Annotated in this window: 22 protein-coding genes; 11 read left to right on the top strand and 11 right to left on the bottom strand. The window is 71.4% G+C overall.

The window, feature by feature from the left end; translation table 11 throughout:
• Window position 1: 1 nt before the first annotated feature.
• The 3 genes from OG972_RS23095 to OG972_RS23085 are packed head-to-tail and all read right to left on the bottom strand — an operon-like array spanning window position 2 to window position 3,719.
• Window positions 2-1,753 (bottom strand): L-aspartate oxidase, encoded by a 1,752-nt coding sequence (locus OG972_RS23095; protein ID WP_266984376.1) that lies wholly within the window; start codon window positions 1,751-1,753, stop codon window positions 2-4.
• Complete coding sequence (panC, locus tag OG972_RS23090) at window positions 1,750-2,763, bottom strand: pantoate--beta-alanine ligase (protein ID WP_266984374.1); 1,014 nt, start codon at window positions 2,761-2,763, stop codon at window positions 1,750-1,752. Before panC ends, OG972_RS23095 begins: the two co-directional genes overlap by 4 nt.
• Window positions 2,760-3,719 (bottom strand): Rossmann-like and DUF2520 domain-containing protein, encoded by a 960-nt coding sequence (locus OG972_RS23085; RefSeq protein WP_266984372.1) that lies wholly within the window; start codon window positions 3,717-3,719, stop codon window positions 2,760-2,762. The genes panC and OG972_RS23085 overlap by 4 nt, the downstream gene beginning before the upstream one ends.
• Window positions 3,720-3,901: 182 nt before the next feature.
• On the opposite strand from OG972_RS23085, the gene OG972_RS23080 reads away from it, so the two are divergent.
• Window positions 3,902-5,095 carry a low specificity L-threonine aldolase gene (locus OG972_RS23080; RefSeq protein ID WP_266984370.1) on the top strand — a complete coding sequence of 398 codons (1,194 nt, stop codon included), beginning with the start codon at window positions 3,902-3,904 and terminating at the stop codon, window positions 5,093-5,095.
• A 125-nt stretch (window positions 5,096-5,220) separates the two neighbouring features.
• On the opposite strand, the gene OG972_RS23075 is transcribed toward OG972_RS23080, so the two are convergent.
• The gene (locus OG972_RS23075; protein ID WP_266984369.1) at window positions 5,221-5,487 is read right to left on the bottom strand and encodes a hypothetical protein; all 267 of its coding nucleotides are present in this window, start codon (window positions 5,485-5,487) and stop codon (window positions 5,221-5,223) included.
• Between the two features lie 104 nt (window positions 5,488-5,591).
• Here OG972_RS23075 and OG972_RS23070 point away from each other — a divergent pair, with 104 nt between their 5' ends.
• Window positions 5,592-6,704 (top strand): DUF5937 family protein, encoded by a 1,113-nt coding sequence (locus OG972_RS23070; RefSeq protein WP_266990668.1) that lies wholly within the window; start codon window positions 5,592-5,594, stop codon window positions 6,702-6,704.
• 80 nt (window positions 6,705-6,784) lie between these two features.
• On the opposite strand, the gene OG972_RS23065 is transcribed toward OG972_RS23070, so the two are convergent.
• The gene (locus tag OG972_RS23065; protein WP_266984367.1) at window positions 6,785-7,462 is read right to left on the bottom strand and encodes a response regulator transcription factor; all 678 of its coding nucleotides are present in this window, start codon (window positions 7,460-7,462) and stop codon (window positions 6,785-6,787) included.
• Window positions 7,463-7,505: 43 nt separating this feature from the next.
• Complete coding sequence (locus OG972_RS23060) at window positions 7,506-8,705, bottom strand: sensor histidine kinase (protein ID WP_266984366.1); 1,200 nt, start codon at window positions 8,703-8,705, stop codon at window positions 7,506-7,508.
• Between the two features lie 96 nt (window positions 8,706-8,801).
• Here OG972_RS23060 and OG972_RS23055 point away from each other — a divergent pair, with 96 nt between their 5' ends.
• Window positions 8,802-9,809, top strand: coding sequence for an SAM-dependent methyltransferase (locus OG972_RS23055; RefSeq protein WP_266984364.1), 1,008 nt, complete (start codon window positions 8,802-8,804; stop codon window positions 9,807-9,809).
• Window positions 9,810-9,924: 115 nt separating this feature from the next.
• Window positions 9,925-11,067, top strand: a complete 1,143-nt coding sequence (locus OG972_RS23050; RefSeq protein ID WP_266984362.1) for an NADH-quinone oxidoreductase subunit D — start codon at window positions 9,925-9,927, stop codon at window positions 11,065-11,067.
• Between the two features lie 28 nt (window positions 11,068-11,095).
• Here OG972_RS23050 and OG972_RS23045 read toward each other — a convergent pair whose 3' ends face one another.
• The 4 genes from OG972_RS23045 to OG972_RS23030 form a co-directional block, all read right to left on the bottom strand.
• Window positions 11,096-12,100, bottom strand: coding sequence for a hypothetical protein (locus tag OG972_RS23045; protein WP_266984360.1), 1,005 nt, complete (start codon window positions 12,098-12,100; stop codon window positions 11,096-11,098).
• A 106-nt stretch (window positions 12,101-12,206) separates the two neighbouring features.
• Window positions 12,207-13,184, bottom strand: coding sequence for an ABC transporter substrate-binding protein (locus tag OG972_RS23040; RefSeq protein ID WP_266984358.1), 978 nt, complete (start codon window positions 13,182-13,184; stop codon window positions 12,207-12,209).
• A gap of 60 nt (window positions 13,185-13,244) precedes the next feature.
• The gene (locus tag OG972_RS23035; protein ID WP_266984356.1) at window positions 13,245-13,919 is read right to left on the bottom strand and encodes an ABC transporter permease; all 675 of its coding nucleotides are present in this window, start codon (window positions 13,917-13,919) and stop codon (window positions 13,245-13,247) included.
• A 3-nt stretch (window positions 13,920-13,922) separates the two neighbouring features.
• Window positions 13,923-14,636, bottom strand: a complete 714-nt coding sequence (locus tag OG972_RS23030; RefSeq protein WP_266984354.1) for an ABC transporter permease — start codon at window positions 14,634-14,636, stop codon at window positions 13,923-13,925.
• Window positions 14,637-14,766: 130 nt separating this feature from the next.
• On the opposite strand from OG972_RS23030, the gene OG972_RS23025 reads away from it, so the two are divergent.
• The gene (locus tag OG972_RS23025; RefSeq protein WP_266984352.1) at window positions 14,767-15,945 is read left to right on the top strand and encodes an ABC transporter ATP-binding protein; all 1,179 of its coding nucleotides are present in this window, start codon (window positions 14,767-14,769) and stop codon (window positions 15,943-15,945) included.
• A 45-nt stretch (window positions 15,946-15,990) separates the two neighbouring features.
• Here the strand turns inward: OG972_RS23025 and OG972_RS23020 are convergent, their stop codons facing one another.
• Window positions 15,991-17,112, bottom strand: a complete 1,122-nt coding sequence (locus tag OG972_RS23020; RefSeq protein ID WP_266984350.1) for an esterase family protein — start codon at window positions 17,110-17,112, stop codon at window positions 15,991-15,993.
• Window positions 17,113-17,252: 140 nt separating this feature from the next.
• On the opposite strand from OG972_RS23020, the gene OG972_RS23015 reads away from it, so the two are divergent.
• From OG972_RS23015 to OG972_RS22990, 6 genes are all read left to right on the top strand, one after another.
• On the top strand, window positions 17,253-19,094 hold the full coding sequence (locus OG972_RS23015; RefSeq protein ID WP_266984348.1) for a phosphatidylglycerol lysyltransferase domain-containing protein: 1,842 nt from the start codon (window positions 17,253-17,255) through the stop codon (window positions 19,092-19,094).
• A 93-nt stretch (window positions 19,095-19,187) separates the two neighbouring features.
• Window positions 19,188-19,985 carry a dihydropteroate synthase gene (gene folP, locus OG972_RS23010; protein ID WP_266990666.1) on the top strand — a complete coding sequence of 266 codons (798 nt, stop codon included), beginning with the start codon at window positions 19,188-19,190 and terminating at the stop codon, window positions 19,983-19,985.
• Window positions 19,982-20,455 (top strand): nuclear transport factor 2 family protein, encoded by a 474-nt coding sequence (locus OG972_RS23005; protein ID WP_266984346.1) that lies wholly within the window; start codon window positions 19,982-19,984, stop codon window positions 20,453-20,455. Before folP ends, OG972_RS23005 begins: the two co-directional genes overlap by 4 nt.
• Before the next feature lie 217 nt (window positions 20,456-20,672).
• Window positions 20,673-21,032, top strand: a complete 360-nt coding sequence (gene folB / locus OG972_RS23000; protein WP_266984344.1) for a dihydroneopterin aldolase — start codon at window positions 20,673-20,675, stop codon at window positions 21,030-21,032.
• Window positions 21,029-21,640, top strand: coding sequence for a 2-amino-4-hydroxy-6-hydroxymethyldihydropteridine diphosphokinase (gene folK / locus OG972_RS22995; RefSeq protein WP_266984342.1), 612 nt, complete (start codon window positions 21,029-21,031; stop codon window positions 21,638-21,640). The genes folB and folK overlap by 4 nt, the downstream gene beginning before the upstream one ends.
• Window positions 21,641-21,738: 98 nt before the next feature.
• Window positions 21,739-22,221, top strand: coding sequence for a DUF3180 domain-containing protein (locus OG972_RS22990; protein WP_266984339.1), 483 nt, complete (start codon window positions 21,739-21,741; stop codon window positions 22,219-22,221).
• Window positions 22,222-22,256 lie beyond the last annotated feature (35 nt).

Here is a 22,256-nt window from a genome sequence, read left to right as displayed (position 1 = left end):
GTTACGGCTCCTCGGGAGTGGGGTGGTTCGTGGGTGCTGCTGCGCAGTCTGGTGCCCCCGTCGCGCGTACGGGCGGGAATGCCTCGGACTCCGTACGGGCCAGGACCAGCTGCCGGTCGGGGGTGAGCCGGACGACGAGGTGGCGGCGCCAGGTCTCGTCGTCGTGCTCGGGCCGGTCCTCGCGCCAGTGGCAGCCGCGGGTCTCCTCGCGCTCCCGGGCGGCAGCGACCAGGACGCGCGAGACGAGGAGGAGGTTGGTGGCCTCCCATGCCTCGACGCCGGGCACCGCGACCTTGGGCTCGGCCGCCTCGGCGTCGACGGCGGCGCTGCGGTGCAGGGCCTCCAGCTCGTCGGCGGCGGTGGCGAGGCTTGCGGCGGAACGGAGGACTCCGGCGCCCTGGGTCATGATCCGCTGGATCTGCGGCCGCACCTCGGGGGCAAGGAGCGGGGAGGGGGCGGGGAGTCCCGCGGCCGGGATTTCGGAGGCCGGTGCCTGCACGGTGCGCGGACCGTTCGCGACGATGTCCGCAGCGATGCGTTCGGCGAAGACCAGCCCCTCCAGGAGCGAGTTGGACGCCAGCCGGTTCGCGCCGTGCACACCCGTGCAGGCGACCTCTCCGCACGCGTACAGACCCGGGACCGTCGTCCGGCCGCGCAGGTCGGTGCGGATGCCGCCGGAGGCGTAGTGCGCGGCGGGCGCCACCGGGACGGGTTCGGTGATCGGGTCGATGCCGTGGGCGCGGCAGGCCGCCAGGATCGTGGGGAACCGCTGCTCCCACATCTCGGCGCCGAAGTGACGGGCGTCGAGATACATGTGCTCGGTGCCGTGCAGCTGCATCTGACGGGTGACGGCCTTGGCGACGATGTCGCGGGGCGCCAGCTCCGCCAGTTCGTGCTGTCCGACCATGAACCGCGTACCGGACGCGTCGACGAGGTGGGCGCCCTCACCCCGTACCGCTTCCGATACGAGGGGCTGCTGGCCCTCGGAGTCCGCGCCGAGGAAGAGGACCGTCGGGTGGAACTGGACGAACTCGAGGTCGGAGACCTCCGCACCGGCCCGCAGGGCGAGCGCGACACCGTCGCCGGTGGAGACCGGCGGGTTGGTGGTGGCGGAGAAGACCTGGCCCATGCCGCCGGTGGCAAGGACCACCGCGGGGGCGTGGACCGCGCCGACGCCGTCGTGCTGGCCCTCGCCCATGACGTGCAGGGTGACGCCCGCGGTACGCCCTTCGGCGTCCGTCAGCAGGTCCAGCACCAGGGCGTTCTCCACGGTGTGGAGGGCGGCCGAGCGGACCGCCTCGACCAGGGCGCGGGAGATCTCGGCGCCCGTCGCGTCCCCGCCCGCGTGGGCGATACGGCGGCGGTGGTGGCCGCCCTCGCGGGTGAGCGCGATGTCGCCGGTGTCGGTGGTGTCGAAGTGCGCGCCGGTCTCGATCAGGCGGCGTACGGCGTCGGGGCCCTCGGTGACCAGGGCCCGCACCGCGGACTCGTCGCACAGCCCCGCGCCCGCGACCAGGGTGTCGGCCAGGTGCTGTTCGGGGGTGTCGCCCTCGCCGAGCGCCGCCGCGATGCCGCCCTGCGCCCAGCGGGTGGAGCCGTCGTCGAGGCGGGCCTTGGTGACGACGACGGTGGCGAGGCCCGCGGCCGCACAGCGCAGCGCGGTGGTGAGGCCGGCGACGCCGGAGCCGACCACCACGACATCCGCGTCGATGGCCCAGCCGGGGGCGGGGGCGGTCAGCCGTATTCCGGTCACGTGTCGGCTCCGAAGGTCAGCGGGATGTTGTCGATGAGTCGGGTGATACCCACCCGCGCGGCAACGGCGAGAATCGCGTCACCGGTGGTCCGGTCATCGGGGATCTCGGTGAAGTCGGCCGGGTCCACGAGCGCCAGATAGTCCAGTGCGAGCGGGGGCTGCCCGGCGGCCGCGTCGTCGAGGATCGTGCGCGCGGCGGCGCGTACCGCCGCGGGTCCGTCGTCCGGCCGGGCCCAGGCCACCGCCTGGGTGTCGGCGGCCGCGCGGACCTCACCGAGGCGGGTGAGCGCGGCGGCCCGGCCCGTCGTCGCCGTAGTGGTCTGCGCGCGGGCGTGCAGCGCCTGCTGGGCGGCGAGCCGGTCCCGGGCGGCGAACAGGGCCCGGGAGAGAGCGAGGGCGGTGCGGCGCTCCTCGGCGTCGAGGAAACGGTTGCGGCTGGAGAGCGCGAGTCCGTCGGGCTCGCGGACCGTCTCCACGCCGACGATCTCCACCGGGAAGTTCAGATCGCGCACCATGCGGCGGACCAGCGCCAGCTGCTGGGCGTCCTTCTGTCCGAAGAACGCGGCATCGGGGCGGGTGAGGTGCAGCATCTTGGCGACGACGGTCAGCATCCCGTCGAAGTGTCCCGGGCGGGACGCACCTTCCAGACGCTCGCCCATCGGGCCCGCGTCGATCCTGACCTGCGGTTCGCCGCCGGGGTAGACCTCGTCGACGGACGGGGCGAAGACGGCGTCGGCGCCGGCCGCGCCCGCGACGGCGAGATCGGCGTCGAGGGTACGGGGGTAGCGGTCGAGGTCCGCCGCCTCACCGAACTGCAGCGGGTTGACGAAGACGGTGACGACGACCTGACCGTCCGGGCCCGCGGCGGTGCGTGCGGCACGGATCAGGGTGGCGTGGCCCTCGTGCAGGGCTCCCATCGTCATGACGACGGCCCGCGGCCCCTTGCGTGCGCCGAACGTGTCGAGTTCGGCCGCGGTACGCAGCAGCGCGGTTGCTCCGGTCGTGTTCATCGGTTCCCTCCCGGTCCGGTGCTGCCCGCGCCGCCCGCACCGGTCGCACCGTCGGACAGAACGCCGAGCAGGTCCTCCGCCAGTTCCGGCTTGAGCAGGCCGTGCGCGAGCGCCCGGTCGGCGGTCGCACGGGCCATGGCGAGGTAACCGGCCACGGTCTGCGGGGCGTGCCTGCGCAGCTCGCCGATGTGCGCGGCGACCGTGCCTGCGTCGCCGCGGGCCACCGGGCCGGTCAGCGCGTTGTCACCGGAGCGCAGCGCGTTGTCGAGTGCGGCGCCGAGGAGCGGGCCGAGCATCCGGTCGGGGGCCGCAACCCCTGCCGTACGCAGCAGCTCCATCGACTGGGCGACCAGGGTGACCAGGTGGTTCGCGCCGAGGGCGAGCGCCGCGTGGTAGAGCGGACGGGACTCCTCCGCGATCCATTCGGGCTCGCCGCCCATCTCGATGACGAGCGCCTCGGCGGCGAGCCGCAGCTCCTCGGGGGCGGTGACTCCGAAGGAGCAGCCGGCCAGCCGCTGTACGTCGACAGCGGTGCCGGTGAACGTCATCGCCGGGTGCAGGGCGAGCGGCAGGGCGCCGGCCCGCAGTGCGGGGTCCAGGACCCGGGTCCCGTAGCGCCCCGACGTGTGGACGATCAGCTGTCCCGGGCGGACCGCGCCCGTCTCGGCGAGGCCCTCGACCAGGCCGGGCAGGGCGTCGTCGGGGACGGTCAGCAGCACCAGCTCGGCGCGGGCGAGCACCTCTGCGGGCTGCACGAGGGGGACGTCGGGCAGAAGCGTGGCGGCGCGGCGCACGGACGCGTCGGAGACACCCGAGACGGCGACCGGGCGGTGTCCGGCGAGCTGCAGGGATGCGGCGAGGGCGGGGCCGACGCGACCCGCGCCCACGACGCCGACGGTGAGGCGGGCGGGGCGGTCCCTCGCGTCGAGGGGCTCCCTGGGTGTTGTTGCGTTCACGCGGGCGATGGCCTTCCGTTCCAGTCCGCGGGGGGTACCGGACGATTTCTCTGCATGCTACGCCAGCGTTTCGTCCGGGTCCCCGGCCGTCCACAGGCTGTGGACGAACGCGTGGATCGCCGACGGGGCAGGGGCCGCGCAGCGGTGTGGGCGGTGGCGGCGTTCTGCGTGATGATCGTCCCATGGCAGACACGGATGAGCAGGTGCAGGTGCGGGACGAGGTACGGGGTGGCTCCCCGGACGACGAACAGGCGGAGCGCCTTCGCCGGCTCGGCGCCTGGCGGCGGGCCGAGCGGGTCCTTGCGCGGCCGCAGGTCGACCGCACCCTCGGGGAGCAGCTGGCCGACCTCGCCGCGCACGCCGCGTCCGTCGCCGACCCGGACCAGCCCGCGGACATCTACGGGGACGGCGTCGTCGCCCAACTGGAGACGCGGATCGCCGGGCTGCTGGGCATGGAGGCGGCTGCGTTCTTCCCGACCGGGACGATGGCGCAGCAGGTCGCCCTGCGCTGCTGGGCGGGGCGCACCGGCAATCCGACCGTGGCGCTGCACCCGCTCGCCCACCCCGAGGTGCACGAGCGCGGCGCGCTGGGGGTGGTGAGCGGGCTGCGTACCGTCCACCCGACGTCCGCGCCGCGGCTGCCCACCGCGGAGGAGATCCGCGACTTCGCCGAACCGTTCGGCACGCTGATGCTGGAGCTTCCGCTGCGCGACGCCGGTTTCGTCCTGCCGGAGTGGGAGGAGCTGGAGGGCGTGGTGGCGGCCGCGCGCGAACGTGATGCAGTGGTGCACATGGACGGCGCGAGGCTGTGGGAGTGCGCCCCCCGGTTCGGACGCGGGCTGCCGGAGATCGCGGCGCTGGCGGACAGCGTGTACGTGTCGTTCTACAAGACCCTCGGCGGGCTGTCGGGGGCGGCGCTCGCCGGTCCCGAGTCCCTGATCGAGGAGGCGCGCACCTGGCGTCACCGGTACGGCGGGCAGCTCTTCCAGCAGTTCCCGGCGGCGCTGGCCGCGCTGATCGGTCTGGAACGGGAGCTGCCGAAACTGGCTTCGTACGTGGCGCAGGCGAAGGTGGTGGCCGGTGCGCTGGCCGAGGGGTTCGCCGAGTCCGCGGTGCCGTGGTTCCAGGTACATCCGGAGCCGCCTCACACGCATCAGTTCCAGGTGTGGCTGCCGTACCCGGCGGATGTCCTGACGGAGGCGGGAGTGCGGCAGGCGGAGGAGACGGGCGTGGCACTCTTCCGCAGGTGGCACCCGGCCGCCGCGGGGCCGCCCGGGATGTCGTACACGGAGGTCACGGTGGCGGAGGCGGGACTGGAGTGGACGAAACGGGATGTGCGCGAAGCGGTGGGGGAATTCGTGCGGCGGCTGGCTTAGGGCCTGTCGGGTGCCGGGGCGTCCGGGGCCGTTCCGTCCTCAAGCACCGGACGGGCCGGCTGGTGGCGCCGGGGCCACCGCCCCGGCCGGCGGGCGCCCCGGTCGTCCGAGCACCCGTTCCGTCCTCACCCGCCGGACGGGCCGGAACTGCCGGGCCGGGCGGGGCTGCCGGACCGGCCGACGGTGCCCGGCGGGCGGCGGGTGAGGCGTTCTCGTAGGGCCGTTCTCCAGCGGCGGTTCGCCGGGCGGCCTTCGATCACCGCTTCGAAGCGGCGGGCGTCGCGGGCCTCCCGCACGACCTCCCAGTCGTGCCGGCCAGGCAGCGGCGGCGGCGCTTCCCCGTGCTGAGCTGCGCGGTAGCTGTCGATCATGTGCTGCTGCATCGCGTCCATGACCTCAGCGTGGGCCGCTCCGGCGGGTCCGGCCCGTCGATTGACGACCACCGTCAAATGGCGCGTGACGCTCTCGCCGCACCCCGCACTATGGAGGGGTGAGCGTGAACATCGACATCGCGGGACTGCCGTCCGAACGCATCGTCTTCGAGACCTCGCCCCTCGCCGAGCTGGGGCTCGCGCTGCATGCGCTCTCCGAGCCGGGGCACCACCCCGGCCTGCACGGCTGGGCGACGGCGACCGGCAGTGCGCTGGAGCCGGACCTGGCCGACCGGCTGCACGAGGCCGAGTTCCTGTGGCGGAACACGTTCTCGGACGTCTTCATGGCGTTCGCCGGGGTCCGCGGCGGTGACGGCAGGACCGGGGCGACGCTCGCCGAGGACCTCGACATCCTCGACCGGCTGGACGACGAGCGGTTCGTCGCCTCCGCCCTGGAGTTCACCTGCGCCAGCCTGTACGGGATCGGCGCCCCCTCCCCGCTCAGCGACCCGGGCATGCGCGCCCGCGCCCTGGACATGGCGGCGGCGCGCGGTCCGCGGCAGGTGGAGTTCACCCAGCAGCTGCTGGCCGACCCCGCCCCCGTACGCCGCTGGGTCCGGCGCCTCCTCGAGGACTGCGACGAGGCGTTCTTCGCGGACACCTGGCGCCGGGTCCAGGTGCAGCTGGTCGCCGACGCCCGGCACAAGACGGATCTGCTGCGCCGCAAGGGCACCGGCGAGGCGCTGGGCGCGGTGTCCGCGGCGCTCTCGCTCGACCAGAGCGGCAGCAGGATCAGCGTCGACAAGATGACCGAGGGCTCGACCACCGCGACCGACCCGTCCATCGGCGCCGGGCTGACGCTCATCCCGTCCAGCTTCGGCTGGCCGCATCTGATGGTGCTGCACGCACCCGGCTGGCGCCCGGTGATCCACTACCCGGTGCACCGCCCGGAACTGCCGTCCCCCGCCTCGGTCGAGATCCTGCAGCTGCGGATGGAGGCGCTGGCCCACCCCATGCGGATGCGCCTGTGCCGCAACCTCGCCCGTTCCCCGTACACCACCGGTGAACTCGCCGACTCGCACAGCATCACGGCGCCCGAGGTCTCCCGGCATCTTTCGGTACTGAAGAAGGCCGGCCTGGTGACCACGCGACGCCGCGGCCGCTACGTACTGCACCAGCTGGACCTGACGGTGGTGGCCCGGCTCGGCAGCGACTTCCTGGAGGGTGTGCTGCGGTGAGCGGCACCAGGCGCCGTGGGCTCGGTCCAGCCGCCTGTGCCTGAGAGCCTGTCGGGTCCCGCGGAGGGACCGCGATGCGGTCAGCCCGCCCCGCCCCCGCCGGCCCGCACCAGCCCCGTCTCGTACGCGAGGACGACGACCTGCACCCGGTCACGCAGGTTCAGCTTGGTGAGGATGCGGCCGACGTGCGTCTTCACCGTCGCCTCGGACAGCACCAGGCGTGCCGCGATCTCGCCGTTCGACATGCCCTGCGCCACCAGCAGCATCACCTCGCGTTCGCGTTCGGTGAGCTTGCCGATGTCCTTGTGCTGCGGTTCGTCGCCGCTGCTCGGCAGCAAGGGCGAGAAGCGGTCGAGCAGTCGTCGCGTGGTGGACGGGGCGACGACCGCGTCTCCGCTGTGCACCGAACGGATCGCGGCGAGCAGCTCGCCCGGCGGCACGTCCTTGAGCATGAAGCCGCTGGCCCCCGCCTTCAGTCCGGAGAAGGCGTACTCGTCGAGGTCGAACGTGGTCAGGATGAGCACCTTGGGCGCATCGGGCCCGTCACAGATGCGCCGGGTCGCCTCGACGCCGTCCAGCCTCGGCATGCGGACGTCCATCAGCACCACATCCACGGCGGTGGAACGAAGGTTCTCGATCGCCTCCGCGCCGTCGCCGGCCTCGGCGACGACCTCCATGTCCGGCTGGGCTGCGAGCACCATCCGGAAACCGGTGCGCAGCAGCACCTGGTCGTCGACGAGCATCACGCGGATCGCCATGAGGGTTCTTGTCTCCTGTTCCTGTCCAGCAAGGGTCAGTGGGCTAGTGGGCGGGCTTGAGCGGCAGCAGCGCGCTGATCCGGAAACCGCCGCCGGGGCGCGGCCCGGCGTCGAGTGTGCCGCCGACCATGCCGACCCGTTCCCGCATGCCGATCATCCCGTGGCCCGCGCCGTCGGCGCCGCCGTCCTCGTACAGTTCGTGCGCGGCGCCCCGGCCGTCGTCCTCGACCAATAGCCCGAGCCCGTCGTCGAAGTAGACCAGCCGCACACTCGCACCGGCGTCCGGGCCACCGTGCTTGCGGGTGTTGGTCAGGGCCTCCTGCACGATGCGGTACGCGGTCAGCTCGACCCCACTGGGGAGCGGGCGCGGGGTGCCCTCGATCTTGAAGTCCACTGCCAGGCCGGTCTGCCTGACCTGGTCGATCAGGTCCTCGATCTGCTCGACGTCGGGCTGCGGGACGTACTCCCCGCTCTCCCGGGCGTCGCCGGTCCGCAGCACGCCGAGCAGCCGACGCATCTCGGCGAGTGCCTGCCTGCCGGTGCTGGAGATCGTCTCCAGGGCCTGCCGGGCCTGGTCGGGCGCCGCGTCCATCACGTACGCCGCGCCGTCGGCCTGCACCACCATGACGGAGACGTTGTGTGCGACGACATCGTGCAGTTCGCGGGCGATACGGGCCCGCTCGGCGGCCACCGCGACCTTCGACTGCGCCTCGCGCTCCCGCTCAAGACGGGCGGCGCGCTCCTCCAACTGGTCGAAGTACGCCCGCCGGGTCCGCATCGAGTCGCCGAGCACCCAGGCGAGCACGAACGGCACCGTCATGACGATGACGACGAAGACCTCCTGCGCCCAGTTGCCGTGCGGCTCGTTCGGCCAGCGCAGCTGTGAGAGACCGGCCGCGCAGAGACTGCAGACCAGCGCGAGCCGGGACGCCCAGCGCTCACCGACCGTGGCCACGGTGAAGGTGATCACCAGCATGGCGAAGTTCGCGACGCTCGGTCCGACACCGAACACCAGCTGCGCGACGCCCATCGCGACGGCGAGCAGCAGCATCTTCTCCGGTGCCCGGCGGCGCAGCGCAACGACCAGGCAGAGACCGATGATGATCGGCACGGCGGGGAGCCGCTCCGATCCGCGGCTCGGGTCGGCCACCACGGAAACGCCGGAGAGACCGAGGAGGACGACAGCCCAGAAGGTGTCGACGCCCGTCGGGTGTCTGCGGATGAAGTCGTAGAGGCGCTGCACGTAACCCAGCGTAGGGAAGGCCGACAGGTGACCGGGTCAGCCGAAGGGCCGATCCGGTTCCTGGGACCGTACTCCCCAAGGTGGAGACTTGGCTCCGTGACGGATGAGTGGCGTGGGTGGCAGGAGGCGGCGGAGACCGCTTTGTACGGGGACGGGGGGTTCTACCGGAGCCCCGAGGGGCCTGCCGGGCACTTCCGCACCTCCGTGCATGCCTCGCCGCTGTTCGCCGCCGCCGTGGCCAGGCTGCTGGCCGGGACGGCGCGGGAGCTGGGAACGGACCGGGTCGATCTGGTCGACCTGGGGGCCGGGCGGGGCGAGCTGCTGACGGGGGTACTGGCGGCGCTGCCGGGCAACGCCCCGGCGGGGCTCGTGGTACGGGCGTACGCGGTGGAGATCGCCGCCCGGCCGCCGGGTCTGGACCCCCGGATCGAGTGGTGCGCCGAACCGCCGCAGGGGGTGCGGGGGCTGCTGTTCGCCAACGAGTGGCTGGACAACGTGCCGACGCCGGTCGCGGAGACCGACGCGGACGGCGTCGACCGGTATGTGCTTGTCCGGACGGCGGACGGCACGGAACGGCTGGGCGCACCGGTGACCGGGGCGGACGCCGAGTGGCTGCGCCGCTGGTGGCCGTCGGCCGGTCCTGGCAGCCGCGCGGAGATCGGGCGGCCGCGCGACGAGGCGTGGGCGCGGGTGGTCGCCACCTTGTCCGAGGGGCTCGCGGTGGCGGTCGACTACGCCCACGTACGGGAGGCGCGGCCGCCGTTCGGCACACTGACCGGTTTCCGGGCCGGGCGCGAGGTGCGGCCGGTGCCGGACGGCAGCTGCGACCTGACCTCGCATGTGGCGCTGGACGCGTGCGCGGCGGCGGGTGCGGGATGCGGGACGGAGCCGGAGGTGGTGGATCAGCGGGAGGCGCTGCGCGGGCTCGGGGTCAGCGGGGAGCGGCCGTCGCTCGCACTTGCCTCGACCGACCCGGCGGCATATGTGCGGGCGCTGGCGTCGGCGGGTGAGGCGGCCGAGCTGACCGCACGGGGCGGACTGGGCGATTTCGGATGGCTGATGCAACGGGTGGGGGCGAGCCCGTCGAGTCCCTCCGGCGTTTGACGAGCGGGCTCCGCGGCAGCGCCCCGGAGGCAACGCGGTCCGGGGTGCCGTGCGGACGGGCCGGAAAGCCCGGGGCCCGGAGCACGCTGTGCGGCGCGCAGGGAATACTGGCCGTATGACGGAGACGACGGTCGGCATCGGTGGCGCGGCGGAGAGCACCGACATGGTGCTCAACATCGGGCCGCAGCACCCCTCGACACATGGTGTGCTCCGTCTGCGGATCGTCCTCAACGGCGAGCGGATCCAGCACGCCGAGCCGGTCATCGGCTATATGCACCGCGGCGCGGAAAAGCTTTTCGAGGCGCGCGACTACCGGCAGATCGTGATGCTCGCCAACCGTCACGACTGGCTGTCGGCCTTCTCCAACGAGCTGGGTGTCGTGATGGCTGTCGAGCGGATGCTCGGCATGGAGGTCCCTGAGCGCGCGGTCTGGACGCGGACGCTCCTCGCCGAGCTGAACCGGGTGCTGAACCACCTGATGTTCCTCGGCTCGTACCCGCTCGAACTGGGCGGCATCACCCCGGTGTTCTACGCCTTCCGGGAACGCGAGGAGCTGCAGGCCGTGATGGAGGAGGTCTCCGGCGGCCGGATGCACTACATGTTCAACCGGGTCGGCGGTCTCAAGGAGGACCTCCCCGCGGGCTGGCTCGGCCGCGCCCGGGACGCCGTCGCCTCGGTCCGCTCACGGATGGACGTGTACGACCGGCTGGTGCTCGGCAACGAGATCTTCCGGGGCCGTACCCGCGGTGTCGGTGTGCTGTCCGCCGAGACCGTGCACGCGTACGGGGTGTCCGGGCCGATCGCCCGCGCCTCCGGGGTCGACTTCGATCTGCGGCGCGACGAGCCGTATCTGGCGTACGGGGAGCTGCAGGACACCCTCAAGGTCGTCACCCGCACCGAGGGCGACTGCCTGGCCCGGTTCGAGTGCCTGCTGGAACAGACCCACAACGCGCTGGACCTGGCGGACGCCTGCCTGGACCGGATGGCGGGGCTGGCGCCCGGTCCGATCAACCAGCGGCTGCCCAAGGTGCTGAAGGCCCCCGAGGGCCACACCTACGCCTGGACCGAGAACCCGCTCGGGATCAACGGCTACTACCTGGTGTCCAAGGGCGAGAAGACCCCGTACCGGCTGAAGCTCCGCTCCGCCTCGTACAACAACATCCAGGCACTCACCGAGCTGCTGCCGGGCACGCTGGTGGCCGACATGGTCGCGATCCTGGGCTCGCTGTTCTTCGTCGTCGGCGACATCGACAAGTAGCTCCGCCGCCGACGCCCCGCGACGGGCCCTACGAGATCGCGCTGCGCAGCTCCACGACGTCCAGTTGCTCCGTCTCGTCGTGCGCGGTCAGGTCGATGACCTTGCCGACGACCCGGTTCTGCGCCGCCCCCGTGTGGTGCGCTGCCAGCGCCTCCTCGCCGACCACGTCCGCGAGGTCCTCGTTCTGCACGGACTCGATCGCGGCGTGCGCCTTCTGCGTACCGAAGAAGTCGAAGCTGCCCTGCGGAACCGGATGACGGCGGGACGCGGCGTACGGAACGACCGCGCTGGCGGCCGGGACTGCGCGCGGCGCGGGAAGTGCGGTGGACGGGCGGGCCGGGGGCAGGGCGGCCGACGGGCGGCGGTGCTGTTCGGCATCGGCCGCCGCGTGCTTCCCCTTGCGCTCCTCCGCCTCCTGGGCGCGCTCCGCGAGATCGCGCTTCCTGGCCTGCTCGGCGGTGCGGCGGGCCTCCTGGAGCGCGGCGTTGCGGGTGAGGTCCTGCAGGGCCTGGGCGGCGCGCGCATACGCGGCCGGTGTCGGCGTGGAGCGGGCGGCGGGCAGCTCCCGGGGCGAGGTGGCCGCTTCGAGCGCGAGCTGCCTGCGTCCCTCCAGCGCGCTGGCGCGCTCGGTCTCGGCGTTGGCGTAACGGCGCAGCAGTGCGGCGTGCTCGCCGCGCAGACCGGCGAGCTCCACACGCTTGCGGCGCAGCTTCGTCTCCAGCCGGACGCGCAGGGCCCGCGACTCCTCCAGGTCGGCCTCGAGCTCCGCGATGCGCTCCTCGGTCTTCCATTCGTCGCTTGCGCGGGCACGCATCAGCTCCGCGACGCGACGGCCGGCTTCCCGGTCCCAGGAGCGCATCAGATACGCACCGGTGACGGCGGCGGCCGCAGCGGCGGCGACCAGTCCGCGCAGGACCAGGGGCTCGGCGAGGAGCCAGGCGCCCGCAGCACAGACGACCGACGCTCCGGCGACGACCGAGGGCGGAAGGATTCTGTGCAGAGGTGGCGAATGGCGATGACGTCCACGTGGCATGGCCTGAAATTTACCGTGCGTACGGGTCGCTTGGGAGGCCGCCCGGCAATCTGTTCCCCGCCGGTTACCTGACGGGTTACCCGGCGGCCCCCGAAGTGGTCCCTTCCTACTTCTTGATCAGACCTTTCGACTGCAGATAGTCCTTGGCCACATCGGCCGGCTTGGCACGCTCGGCGTCGACCTTGCGGTTCAGTTCCGCGAGGTCCTCGGTGGTGAGCGTCTTGGTGAGCTTGCCGAGCGCATCGGCAATGTCCTGCGCTCCGGCGTCCTTGGCATTGAGAACCGGAACGACGTTGTCCGCATTCTGAAGCTTCTTGTCGTCCTCCAGGAACACCAGGTTGAAGCTGTCCAGCACCGCGTCCGTGGTGGTCGTGAGGACCAGCTGGTCCTTGCCGTCCTTGACGGCCTGCTTGGACTGCGGGGTGCCGACCCCCTTCGGGTCGATACCGGTGACATCAATGCCGTACGTCTTCTTCAGACCCGGTGCGCAGAAGGGCCGCACCTCGCACTCGTCACCCGCCGCGATCTTCACCTTCAGCTTGGAGGCACCCAGATCCGAAAGGGTCTTGAGCTTGTTCTTGTCGGCGAATTCCTTGGTCACCGCGAACGCGTTCTGGTCGACCGCTTCGCCGTACGGGAGCACCTTCAGTCCGCGCGGGGTGGCGAGCTTCTCCAGCGCGGCGGTGGTGGCCGCCACGTCACCGGAGGCGACCGGGTTCTTCTCGGCCGTCTTCGCGCCGTTCGCCTTGGCATTGAGGAATTCGGCGATCGTCGCGGCGTATTCCGGTACGACGTCGATCTCGCCCTTCTCCAGGGACGGCTCGTACAGTTCCCGGTTCTTCACCGTGGTGACCGAGGTGCTGTATCCGGCGTCGCCGAGGATCTGTGCGTACAGCTCGGCGAGCACCTTGGACTCGGTGAAGGCCGCGGCGCCGACGACGAGCGAGCCCTTCTTCCCCGAGTCACCGGACGCGGCGGAGCCACCCTTGTCCTTCTCGAGGCTGTCGCCGCCGCAGGCGGCGAGCGAGCCGGCCAGTGCGACCATGCCGATGACCGCGCCCGCTATGCGCGAAGTCTTGCTCATGATGTTCTCCGTCCACAGCAACAGGGCTGATTACGAGTCGTGTCGGGCAAATCGGATGGGTCAGGCGGTCCGGCGGCGGCGGAGCGGCGACAGAGCCCGGTCCAGCCCCACCAGCACGGCCTCCACCGCCAGGGCGAGCACGGCGACGAGCAGCGCGCCGGCGACCACCTGCGGTGTGTTGTAGGTGTTGAAGCCGGCGGTGATGATGCGGCCGAGCCCGCCCTGACCGACCATGGCGGCGATCGTCGCCGTGGCGATCACCTGGACCGCCGCCGAGCGCAGACCGGTCATGATCATCGGATAGGCGAGCGGGAGCTCGACCCGCACGAAGAGCTGGCCGCCCGACATCCCCATGCCGCGCGCCGCCTCGGCCACCGACCGGTCCACCTCCGTCATCCCGACATAGGCGTTGGTCAGCAGCGGCGGCACGGCGAACAGGACCAGCGCAATGATCGTCGGCACATAACCGGCGTTGCGCAGCGGCGACACCATGAACAGGGCCAGCACCGCGAAGACCGGGATCGCCCGCCCCACATTGGAGAGGTTCACGGCCAGTGCGCCGCCCTTCCCGATGTGCCCCAGGTACAGGGCGACCGGCAGCGCGATCGCGCAGGCCAGCACGAGCGACACCCCGCTGACGTACAGATGCTCGCCGAGCCGGTGCCCCGCCCCGCTCTCCCCCGACCAGTTGGCGCCGGTGGTCAGCCAGGTCCAGGCCTCGCCGAGTACTCCCATGGGTCAGACCGCCTTCACCTTGGCGACCGCACCCACGGCGTCGCGCGTCGTGCGTATGCGGGTCCAGGGCGTCAGCAGCCGTTGCACCCCGAGCAGCAGCAGGTCCGCGACCACCGCGAGCAGCACGCAGAGCACCGAAGCGGTGAGCACCTGCGCCTTGAAGAAGCTCGGCAGCGCGTCCTCGATGAGGTTGCCGAGGCCGCCTCTGCCGACAATCGAGCCGACCGTGGTCAGCGCGATGGTGGAGACGGTGGCGATCCGGAACCCGGCCATCACCGCGGGCAGGGCGAGCGGGAGTTCGACCTCCCACAGGAGTCGGCCCGGCCCGTATCCCATGCCCTTCGCGGCGTCCTTCGCCTCCTGCGGCACGGCTTCGAGCCCGGCCAGGATGTTCCGTACGAGAATGGTCAGCGAGTACAGCACCAGACCGGTGACGACCAGCGCGGCCGAGAGCCCGAACAGCGGCAGCAGCAGCGAGAACATCGCCAGCGACGGCACGGTGTAGAGCACCGTCGTCAGTCCGAGCACCGGTCCCGCGATACGCCGGCTGCGGCGCGCGAGCAGCGCCAGCGGAAATGCCACCAGGAGCCCGATCACCACCGAGACAGCGGTGATCCAGATGTGCTGAACGGTCGCATCGGTCAACTCCTGGCTACGGGAACGGAGATACTCACCGCAGATCCAGTCGTTCGTCACCAGGCAGTTCTGTCCGGCCATCCGTCCCCCACCCTCCGTTCGCCGGTCCGTACCGATGTCTGGCGACCCTATCCCCGACCACTGACAATCGCCGAGGCCGTTGTATTCCAGCAACATGTCCTTCACAGAACACGCGCCACAATGGGGAACCATGATCCGTTTCGAGCACGTCACCAAGCGGTACGCCGACGGCACGACCGCAGTCGACGACCTTTCCTTCGAAGTGGACGAGGGTGAACTGGTCACGCTCGTAGGGCCGTCCGGCTGCGGCAAGACCACCACCATGAAGATGGTGAACCGGCTGATCGAACCGACCGAGGGGCGGATATTCCTCGACGGGGACGACGTATCCGCCATCGACCCCGTCCAGCTCCGCCGCCGTATCGGCTATGTGATCCAGCAGGTCGGACTGTTCCCGCACAAGACGGTGCTGGAGAACACCGCGACGGTTCCTCATCTCCTGCGCTGGAAGCGGGGAAAGGGCCGCGAGCGCGCCGCCGAACTCCTGGATCTCGTCGGACTTGACCCTTCCGTTTATGGCGACCGATATCCGGACCAGCTCTCCGGTGGTCAACGCCAACGCGTGGGAGTGGCAAGGGCGCTGGCCGCTGATCCGCCGGTACTGCTGATGGACGAGCCTTTCGGCGCGGTCGACCCGGTGGTCCGCGAACGGCTGCAGAACGAATTCCTCAAACTCCAGGCCCAGGTCCGGAAAACCGTGTTGTTCGTCACGCACGACATCGAGGAAGCCGTCCGGCTCGGCGACCGCATCGCCGTCTACGGGCAGGGCTCCATCGAGCAGTTCGACTCCCCCGCGACCGTGCTCGGTGCCCCCGCCACCCCGTACGTCGCGGACTTCGTCGGCGCCGACCGCGGCCTCAAGCGGCTCTCCGTGACCCCCATCGAGGAGAGCGACCTCGACCAGCCGCCCGTCGTCCATCTGGACGACCCGCTCTCCCGGGCGACCGAGCGGCTGCGCGCCCAGGGTGCACGCTGGGCCGTCGTCCTGGACGCCGACGACCATCTGCACGGCTGGATCCCTGCCGGCACCGCCCCCACCGAGGCCAAGGGCACGGTCCGCGAACACGCCCGCCGCATGGAGGCATGGCTCCCCGTCGGCGCCCCGCTCAAGCAGGCGTTCGCCACGATGCTGCAGCACGACGCGGGCTGGATCGCGGTCATCGACAAGGAGAGCACCGGCCGGTTCCTCGGGGTGCTCACCCCTGCCCGCCTCCATGAGGCGCTGCGCCGCTCGATCGACGCGGACGCCCAGGACCTGCCGCGCGCCGACGTGAACGTGGAGACGGTGGCCCGGGCGGGCTCGCTCTGAACCGGGGGCACGCGCCCGGCATCTCCACGGGCCTGCCGCACCCGGTCAGTTCTCGCTCAGCCGGCTGCTCATCCACTCCAGCGCCGAAGGGATCTCCCGCCGCCAGGTGTTGAAGTTGTGCCCGCCGCTGTCCAGCACGATCGAGGAGACCTGGGCGGGCGCCTTCACCTTCGCCATGAACCTCCGCGTACTCCTGTAATTCCCCTCGCCCTGCCGTGACGTCGTCACCAGGAACGACGAGTCGGGCTGGGGCAGATGGTCCAGGCTCCACAGCAGGTTCGCGCGCTCGCGCTCCGCACGGTTCCCGTGGAAGAGATCACCGGTCGTCGGGTCCTCGGCCGCCTTGTAGTACGCGGACAGACCGGCACTCGCCGCGAACCTGTCCGGGTGGTGCAGGCCGATCTTCAGTGCGCAGTACCCACCGGTCGAGTTGCCGATGATGCCCCAGTTCCGTGCCCGCTTCCCGATCCGGTACGAGTCCGAGACCGCCTGGGGCAGGTCCTTCGCGAAGAACGTCTCGGTCTGCGGCCCGCCCGCTATGTCCACGCACTCGGTGTCCCGCGGCGGGGCGACCGTGGGCCTCAGCAGCACCAGGATCATCGGCTGTGCCCGTCCGGCTTTCACCCGATCGAGTGCGGTGCGTGGATACTCAAGACCCTTCAGGAGATTCTCCGCGGTGCCCGGATAGCCGGTGAGGACGACGACCGCGGGGAACTTCCGGTGGGCGTACTCCGGCTGGAAGTACTCCGGCGGAAGATACACGTACGCCGAACTCTCGATCTTCGACCGCCGCCCCGCGATGACGACCTTGTCGATCCGGCCGCCCGCCGTGGGGCGCGAACCACCGGGAACGTCCGGCTGCTGTATCCCGACCCGGACGATGCTCTTCGATGCCAGGGTTCCCGCCGCCCCGTCCGTGACGACGCCCAGTTCCTGCTGTGCACCGAAGAGATCGGCCCAGGAGCCGTAGAACAGAAAGGAGTTGTTGGCCATCAGGCCGACCGAGGCGAAGACCATCACCTGGGTCGCCAGCAGCAGGCCGACGCGGCCGAACACCGCGGGCACACTGCGGCGCGCCAGTCTCGGCCAGATCAAGACCGTGGCAGCGAACAGAACGACGGCCGGCACAGTGGACAGGGTCAGAACTGCCTTGCTGGTGAGCCCCATGGTTGAGTGAGCTTTCTTGTCAGGAATTTTCCGGGATGCGGGTGAACCCACCGCCCGGAAGCCTCGTCCTAGAGGTCGCACATCGTCCGGACCGCTTCGGCCGACGGACTCAAGAATCTCTCGCGGAGCCACGGGAAGCGATGTCTATCACGCTAGATGGGGATAAATCGGGATCGGTTCCGAATGCTGTACGCAAGTTCGTACGCGGACCGCGCCCCGAATCCGTACCGGCGCTCGTCGGCGCCTCCTGCACCCTCGTCGGTCTGATCGACGTCGCCGCGGGGGTGTTCCCGCGCTTCCGGCACAGCCGGATGCACACGCTCGCCGAAGTCCTTCCAGGAGCCCTCGGCCCCTTCGCCGCCGCGCTGTCGCTGAGCGTGGGCGTCCTGCTGCTGCTCCTCGCCCACGGCCTCAAGCGGCACAAGCGGCGGGCCTGGCGCGCCGCCGTGGTCCTGCTGCCGGCAGGCGCGGCAGCGCAGTTCGTCTACCGGCACTCGATCCTCGGCGCCCTCGTCTCCCTCACGCTCTGCTACCTGCTGGTCCGTCACCGGAGTGAATTCGCTGCGCTCCCCGACCCGCGCAGCCGGTGGAGGGCGCTGGCCAACTTCGTTCTTCTCGGGGCGGGTTCGCTCGGCCTGGGACTGATCATCGTCTCCGTTCACCCCGGCCACGTCGTCGGCAACCCCTCCATCGCCGACCGTCTCCAGCACGTCCTGTACGGGCTCTTCGGCTTCGAGGGACCCGTCGAGTACGCCGGAGTCACCTCCTGGACCGTGGCGTACTCGCTCGGCGCACTCGGTCTGCTGACCGCCGTCACCACCATCTACCTCGCGTTCCGCCCCGAACATCCGGCCGCCAGGCTCACCGAGGAGGACGAGGTCCGGCTGCGGGCCCTCCTCGACAAGCACGGCGGCCGCGACTCGCTCGGCCACTTCGCGCTCCGCCGCGACAAGGGCGTCGTCTTCTCACCCAGCGGCAAGGCCGCCGTCTGCTACCGCGTGGTGTCCGGGGTGATGCTGGCCAGCGGCGACCCGATCGGCGACGTGGAGGCCTGGCCGGGCGCCATCGAACGCTTCATGGACGAGGCCAAGGCGCACTCCTGGACCCCCGCGGTGATGGGCTGCAGTGAGACGGGTGGCGAGGTCTGGACCCGCGAGACCGGGCTCGACGCGCTGGAGCTCGGCGACGAGGCGGTGGTGGATGTCGCGGATTTCTCGCTCGCCGGGCGCGCCATGCGCAACGTGCGCCAGATGGTGAAGCGCATTGAGCGCAGCGGTTACGAGACCCGCGTGCGGCGCGTCCGCGACATGGGCGAGACCGAACTGGCCCGCATCCGGCGGGCCGCCGCCGACTGGCGCGGCACCGATACCGAGCGCGGCTTCTCCATGGCGCTCGGCCGGATCGGCGACCCGGCCGACGGCGACTGCATCATCGCCACCGCCCACAAGGCCGACGAGCACACCGCCGACTCCCCGTACGGCGATCTCAAGGCCGTGCTCCACTTCGTTCCGTGGGGCACGGACGGCATGTCCCTGGAACTCATGCGCCGCGACCGCGCCGCCGACCCCGGGATGAACGAGCTGCTGATCGTCGCCTCCCTGCACGACGCGCCCCGGCTCGGCATCAAACGTGTCTCGCTGAACTTCGCGATGTTCCGCTCGGCGCTCGCCCGCGGCGAGAAACTGGGCGCGGGCCCGGTGCTGCGGGGCTGGCGCGGGCTGCTGATCTTCCTGTCGCGCTGGTTCCAGATCGAGTCGCTGTACAAGTTCAACGCCAAGTTCCGGCCCCGCTGGGAGCCCCGCTTCGTCGTCTATCGCAACAGCCGCGACCTGCCCCGCATCTCGTTCGCCGCGATGCAGGCCGAGGGCTTCGTCAACGTCGGGCTTCCCCGTCCTTTCGGCCGCCGATTCCCGGCCTCCCGGCCCCGTCCCTGCGCCCACGCAACGGGTCCCGGACCGGAGCACGGTCCCAGCGCGGCGTAACACCGCTCCGTACGGGCCTACGCTGGTCGCATGAGTACGTTGCGTGGACGAGGCACGGTCCAGGGCCTGCCGGAGTGGGACCGCTGTGCGGTCATGGGTGTGGTCAATGTGACCCCCGACTCCTTCTCCGACGGAGGCCGCTGGTTCGACACCACGGCTGCGATCAAGCACGGCCTCGACCTGGTCGCCGCAGGCGCCGACCTGGTCGATGTCGGCGGCGAGTCGACCCGTCCCGGCGCCAGCCGGGTGGACGAGGCCGAGGAGCTGCGGCGCGTGATCCCGGTCGTCCGGGAGCTGGCCCAGGAAGGCGTCACGGTCTCCGTGGACACCATGCGGGCCCGGGTCGCCGAACAGTCCGTCGCCGCAGGTGCGGCCCTGGTCAACGATGTGAGTGGCGGGCTCGCCGACCCGGACATGATCCCGGTCGTCGCCGCCGCCGGAGCGCCGTTCGTGGTCATGCACTGGCGTGGCTTCAGCGAGTCGATGAACAGCCGTGCGGTGTACGAGGACGTCGTCGCCGAGGTCGTCGCGGAGCTGCGGACGCGGATGGACGCGGTGGTCGCGGGCGGGGTCGCCCCCGAACGGATCGTGGTCGACCCCGGCCTGGGCTTCGCCAAGGATGCCGCCCACGATCTCTCCCTCGTCGCCCACCTCGACGAGCTGCGCGCGCTGGGCCGCCCCCTGCTGGTCGCCGCCTCCCGCAAGCGGTTCCTCGGCCATGTGCTGGCCGGTGAGGGCGCCGCACCACCGCCCGCCCGGGAACGCGACGCGGCCACCGCCGCAATCTCCGCCCTCTCCGCCCGGGCGGGCGCCTGGGCCGTCCGGGTCCACGAGGTCCGGGCGACCGCCGACGCCGTCCGGGTCGCCCGCGCCGTCGAGGGAGCCGCGTGAGCGACGACCAGGAGCAGGTGGCCGCCGACATCGCGGCGGTCGAACAGGCCAACACCGCCTTCTACGAGGCGATGGAACACGGCGACCTGGACGCGCTCTCCGGGCTCTGGCTGCCCGGCGAGAACCTCACGATCTCCTGCGTCCACCCCGGCTGGCCGGTGCTCAGCGGACGCGGCGAGGTACTGCGCAGTTACGCCCTGATCATGGCGAACACCGAGTACATCCAGTTCTTCCTGACCGATGTCGGGGTCTCGATGACCAGGGACACGGCCCTGGTCACCTGCACCGAGAACATCCTCAGCGGCGGCCCCGCGGAGGACGGCGGCGAGCTCGGACCGCTGGTCGGCCAACTCGTCGTCGCCACCAATGTGTTCCGCCGCACCGAGGACGGCTGGAAGCTCTGGTCCCATCACGGGTCCCCGGTGCTGACCGAGTCCGAGGACGAGGACGAGGACGAGTCGCCCTCCTGACCCCCTTGCGGGGGCGCGCTCCCGGGCGGATACACCCCCGAGGGGATTGGACTCCGGGCTGCGGGGTAGGGGACGCGCCTACCAGCCCCGCACGGTCCCGTCCATAGCCCCCGCGGGCGAGCACTGTCCGCACTCGCAGGTAGATTCGAAAGAGGGCACCTTGCCGTCCGCACGCGGCCCCGTGTCTCTACGACCAACAACAGCAGGAGTGATTCGCGTGGATCGTGTCGCGCTGCGCGGCCTCAAGGCCCGTGGGAACCATGGCGTCTTTCCCCGGGAGCGGGAAGAGGGCCAGACCTTCATCGTCGACCTGGTTCTCGGCCTCGACACCCGCCCCGCGGCAGCCGCCGACGACCTGACCAAGACGGTGCACTACGGCGTGGTCGCCGAGGAGGTCGTCGACATCGTGCAGGGAGAGCCGGTCGATCTGATCGAGACACTCGCGGAGCGCATCGCCCAGAAGTGCCTGGGACACGAAGGCGTCGAGGAGGTCGAGGTCGTCGTGCACAAGCCGGATGCGCCGATCACCGTCCCGTTCGACGATGTGACCATCACCATCACCCGGAGCCGAGCATGACTGCATTTTCTACCGAGGGGCAGAGCGACCCGACCGTACAGCCGGTGCCCGCCTCCGTGGTCGAGCAGGTCGACGCGGCGGACGTCACCCTCTCCAACCCCAAACCCGCCGTGATCTCGCTCGGCTCCAACCTCGGCAACCGCCTGGAGACCCTCCAGGGCGCCATCGACGCCCTGGAGGACACCCCCGGACTCCGGGTCAAGGCGGTGTCCCCGGTGTACGAGACGGAGCCGTGGGGTGTCGCCCCCGGCTCCCAGCCGTCGTACTTCAACGCGGTGATCGTCGTGAAGACGACGCTGCCCCCGTCCTCCCTCCTGGAACGCGGCCAGGCCATCGAGGAGGCCTTCGACCGCGTCCGCGAGGAGCGCTGGGGCCCGCGCACCATCGACGTGGACATCGTGGCGTACGCGGATGTGGTCTCCGACGACCCGGCGCTGACCCTTCCCCACCCCCGGGCCCACGAGCGGGCCTTCGTGCTCGCCCCGTGGCACGACGTCGACCCCGAGGCGCAGCTGCCCGGCCACGGCCCGGTGGCGGAGCTGCTCGGCACGATCGGCCGCGGCGGCGTACACCCCCGGACCGATCTGGAACTCCGCCTGCCCGAGTAGTCGTTAGGCTCAGGGCAGGTCAGCACAGGACACAGAACAGACAGCCGGACAGACGGGCGGACAGCCCGGTCGGCCGACGGCGAAGGGCGGCTTTCTCGGTGAAGCAACTACGGCTCGGGGTACTGGCCGGACTCTTCGCCGCGGCCGGCGTGCTGTCCTGGGGCGGTGCCCGCCTCTGGGACTCCCTCGGGACCCTGCCGAGCGTGCCCCTCGCCGCGCCCATCGTGCTCGCGGTGATCGCCGTCATCCTGCTCGCGACGGCGCTCTCCATCCGCTCCCGGCTGCGCGCGCAACGCGAGCGCCGCCCGGGCGCGAAGGGTGTCGAGCCGCTGATGGCCGCCCGCGCCGTGGTCTTCGGCCAGGCCAGCGCCCTGGTCGTGTCGCTGGTCGCCGGCCTGTACGGCGGTACCGGGGTCTTCCTGCTCGGCTCGCTCGACATCCCGGCCCGCCGCGACCAGGCGATCTACGCCGGTTTCGCAGTGCTGGCCGGGATCGGGGTGGTCGCCGCCGCCTTGTTCCTGGAGCGCGTCTGCAAGCTCCCGGAGGACAAGGACGACGACAAGAGCGCCGCCTCCACCTGACGCTCCGACCCCGCCCGGCCCACCGGCACCGCCTC

It is taken from the genome of Streptomyces sp. NBC_01669 (assembly GCF_026339735.1).
GTDB classification, from domain to species: Bacteria; Actinomycetota; Actinomycetes; order Streptomycetales; family Streptomycetaceae; genus Streptomyces; species Streptomyces yanii.
Note: the sequence above shows the minus strand (reverse complement) of the source record. Positions and strands in the feature narration are given on the sequence as shown.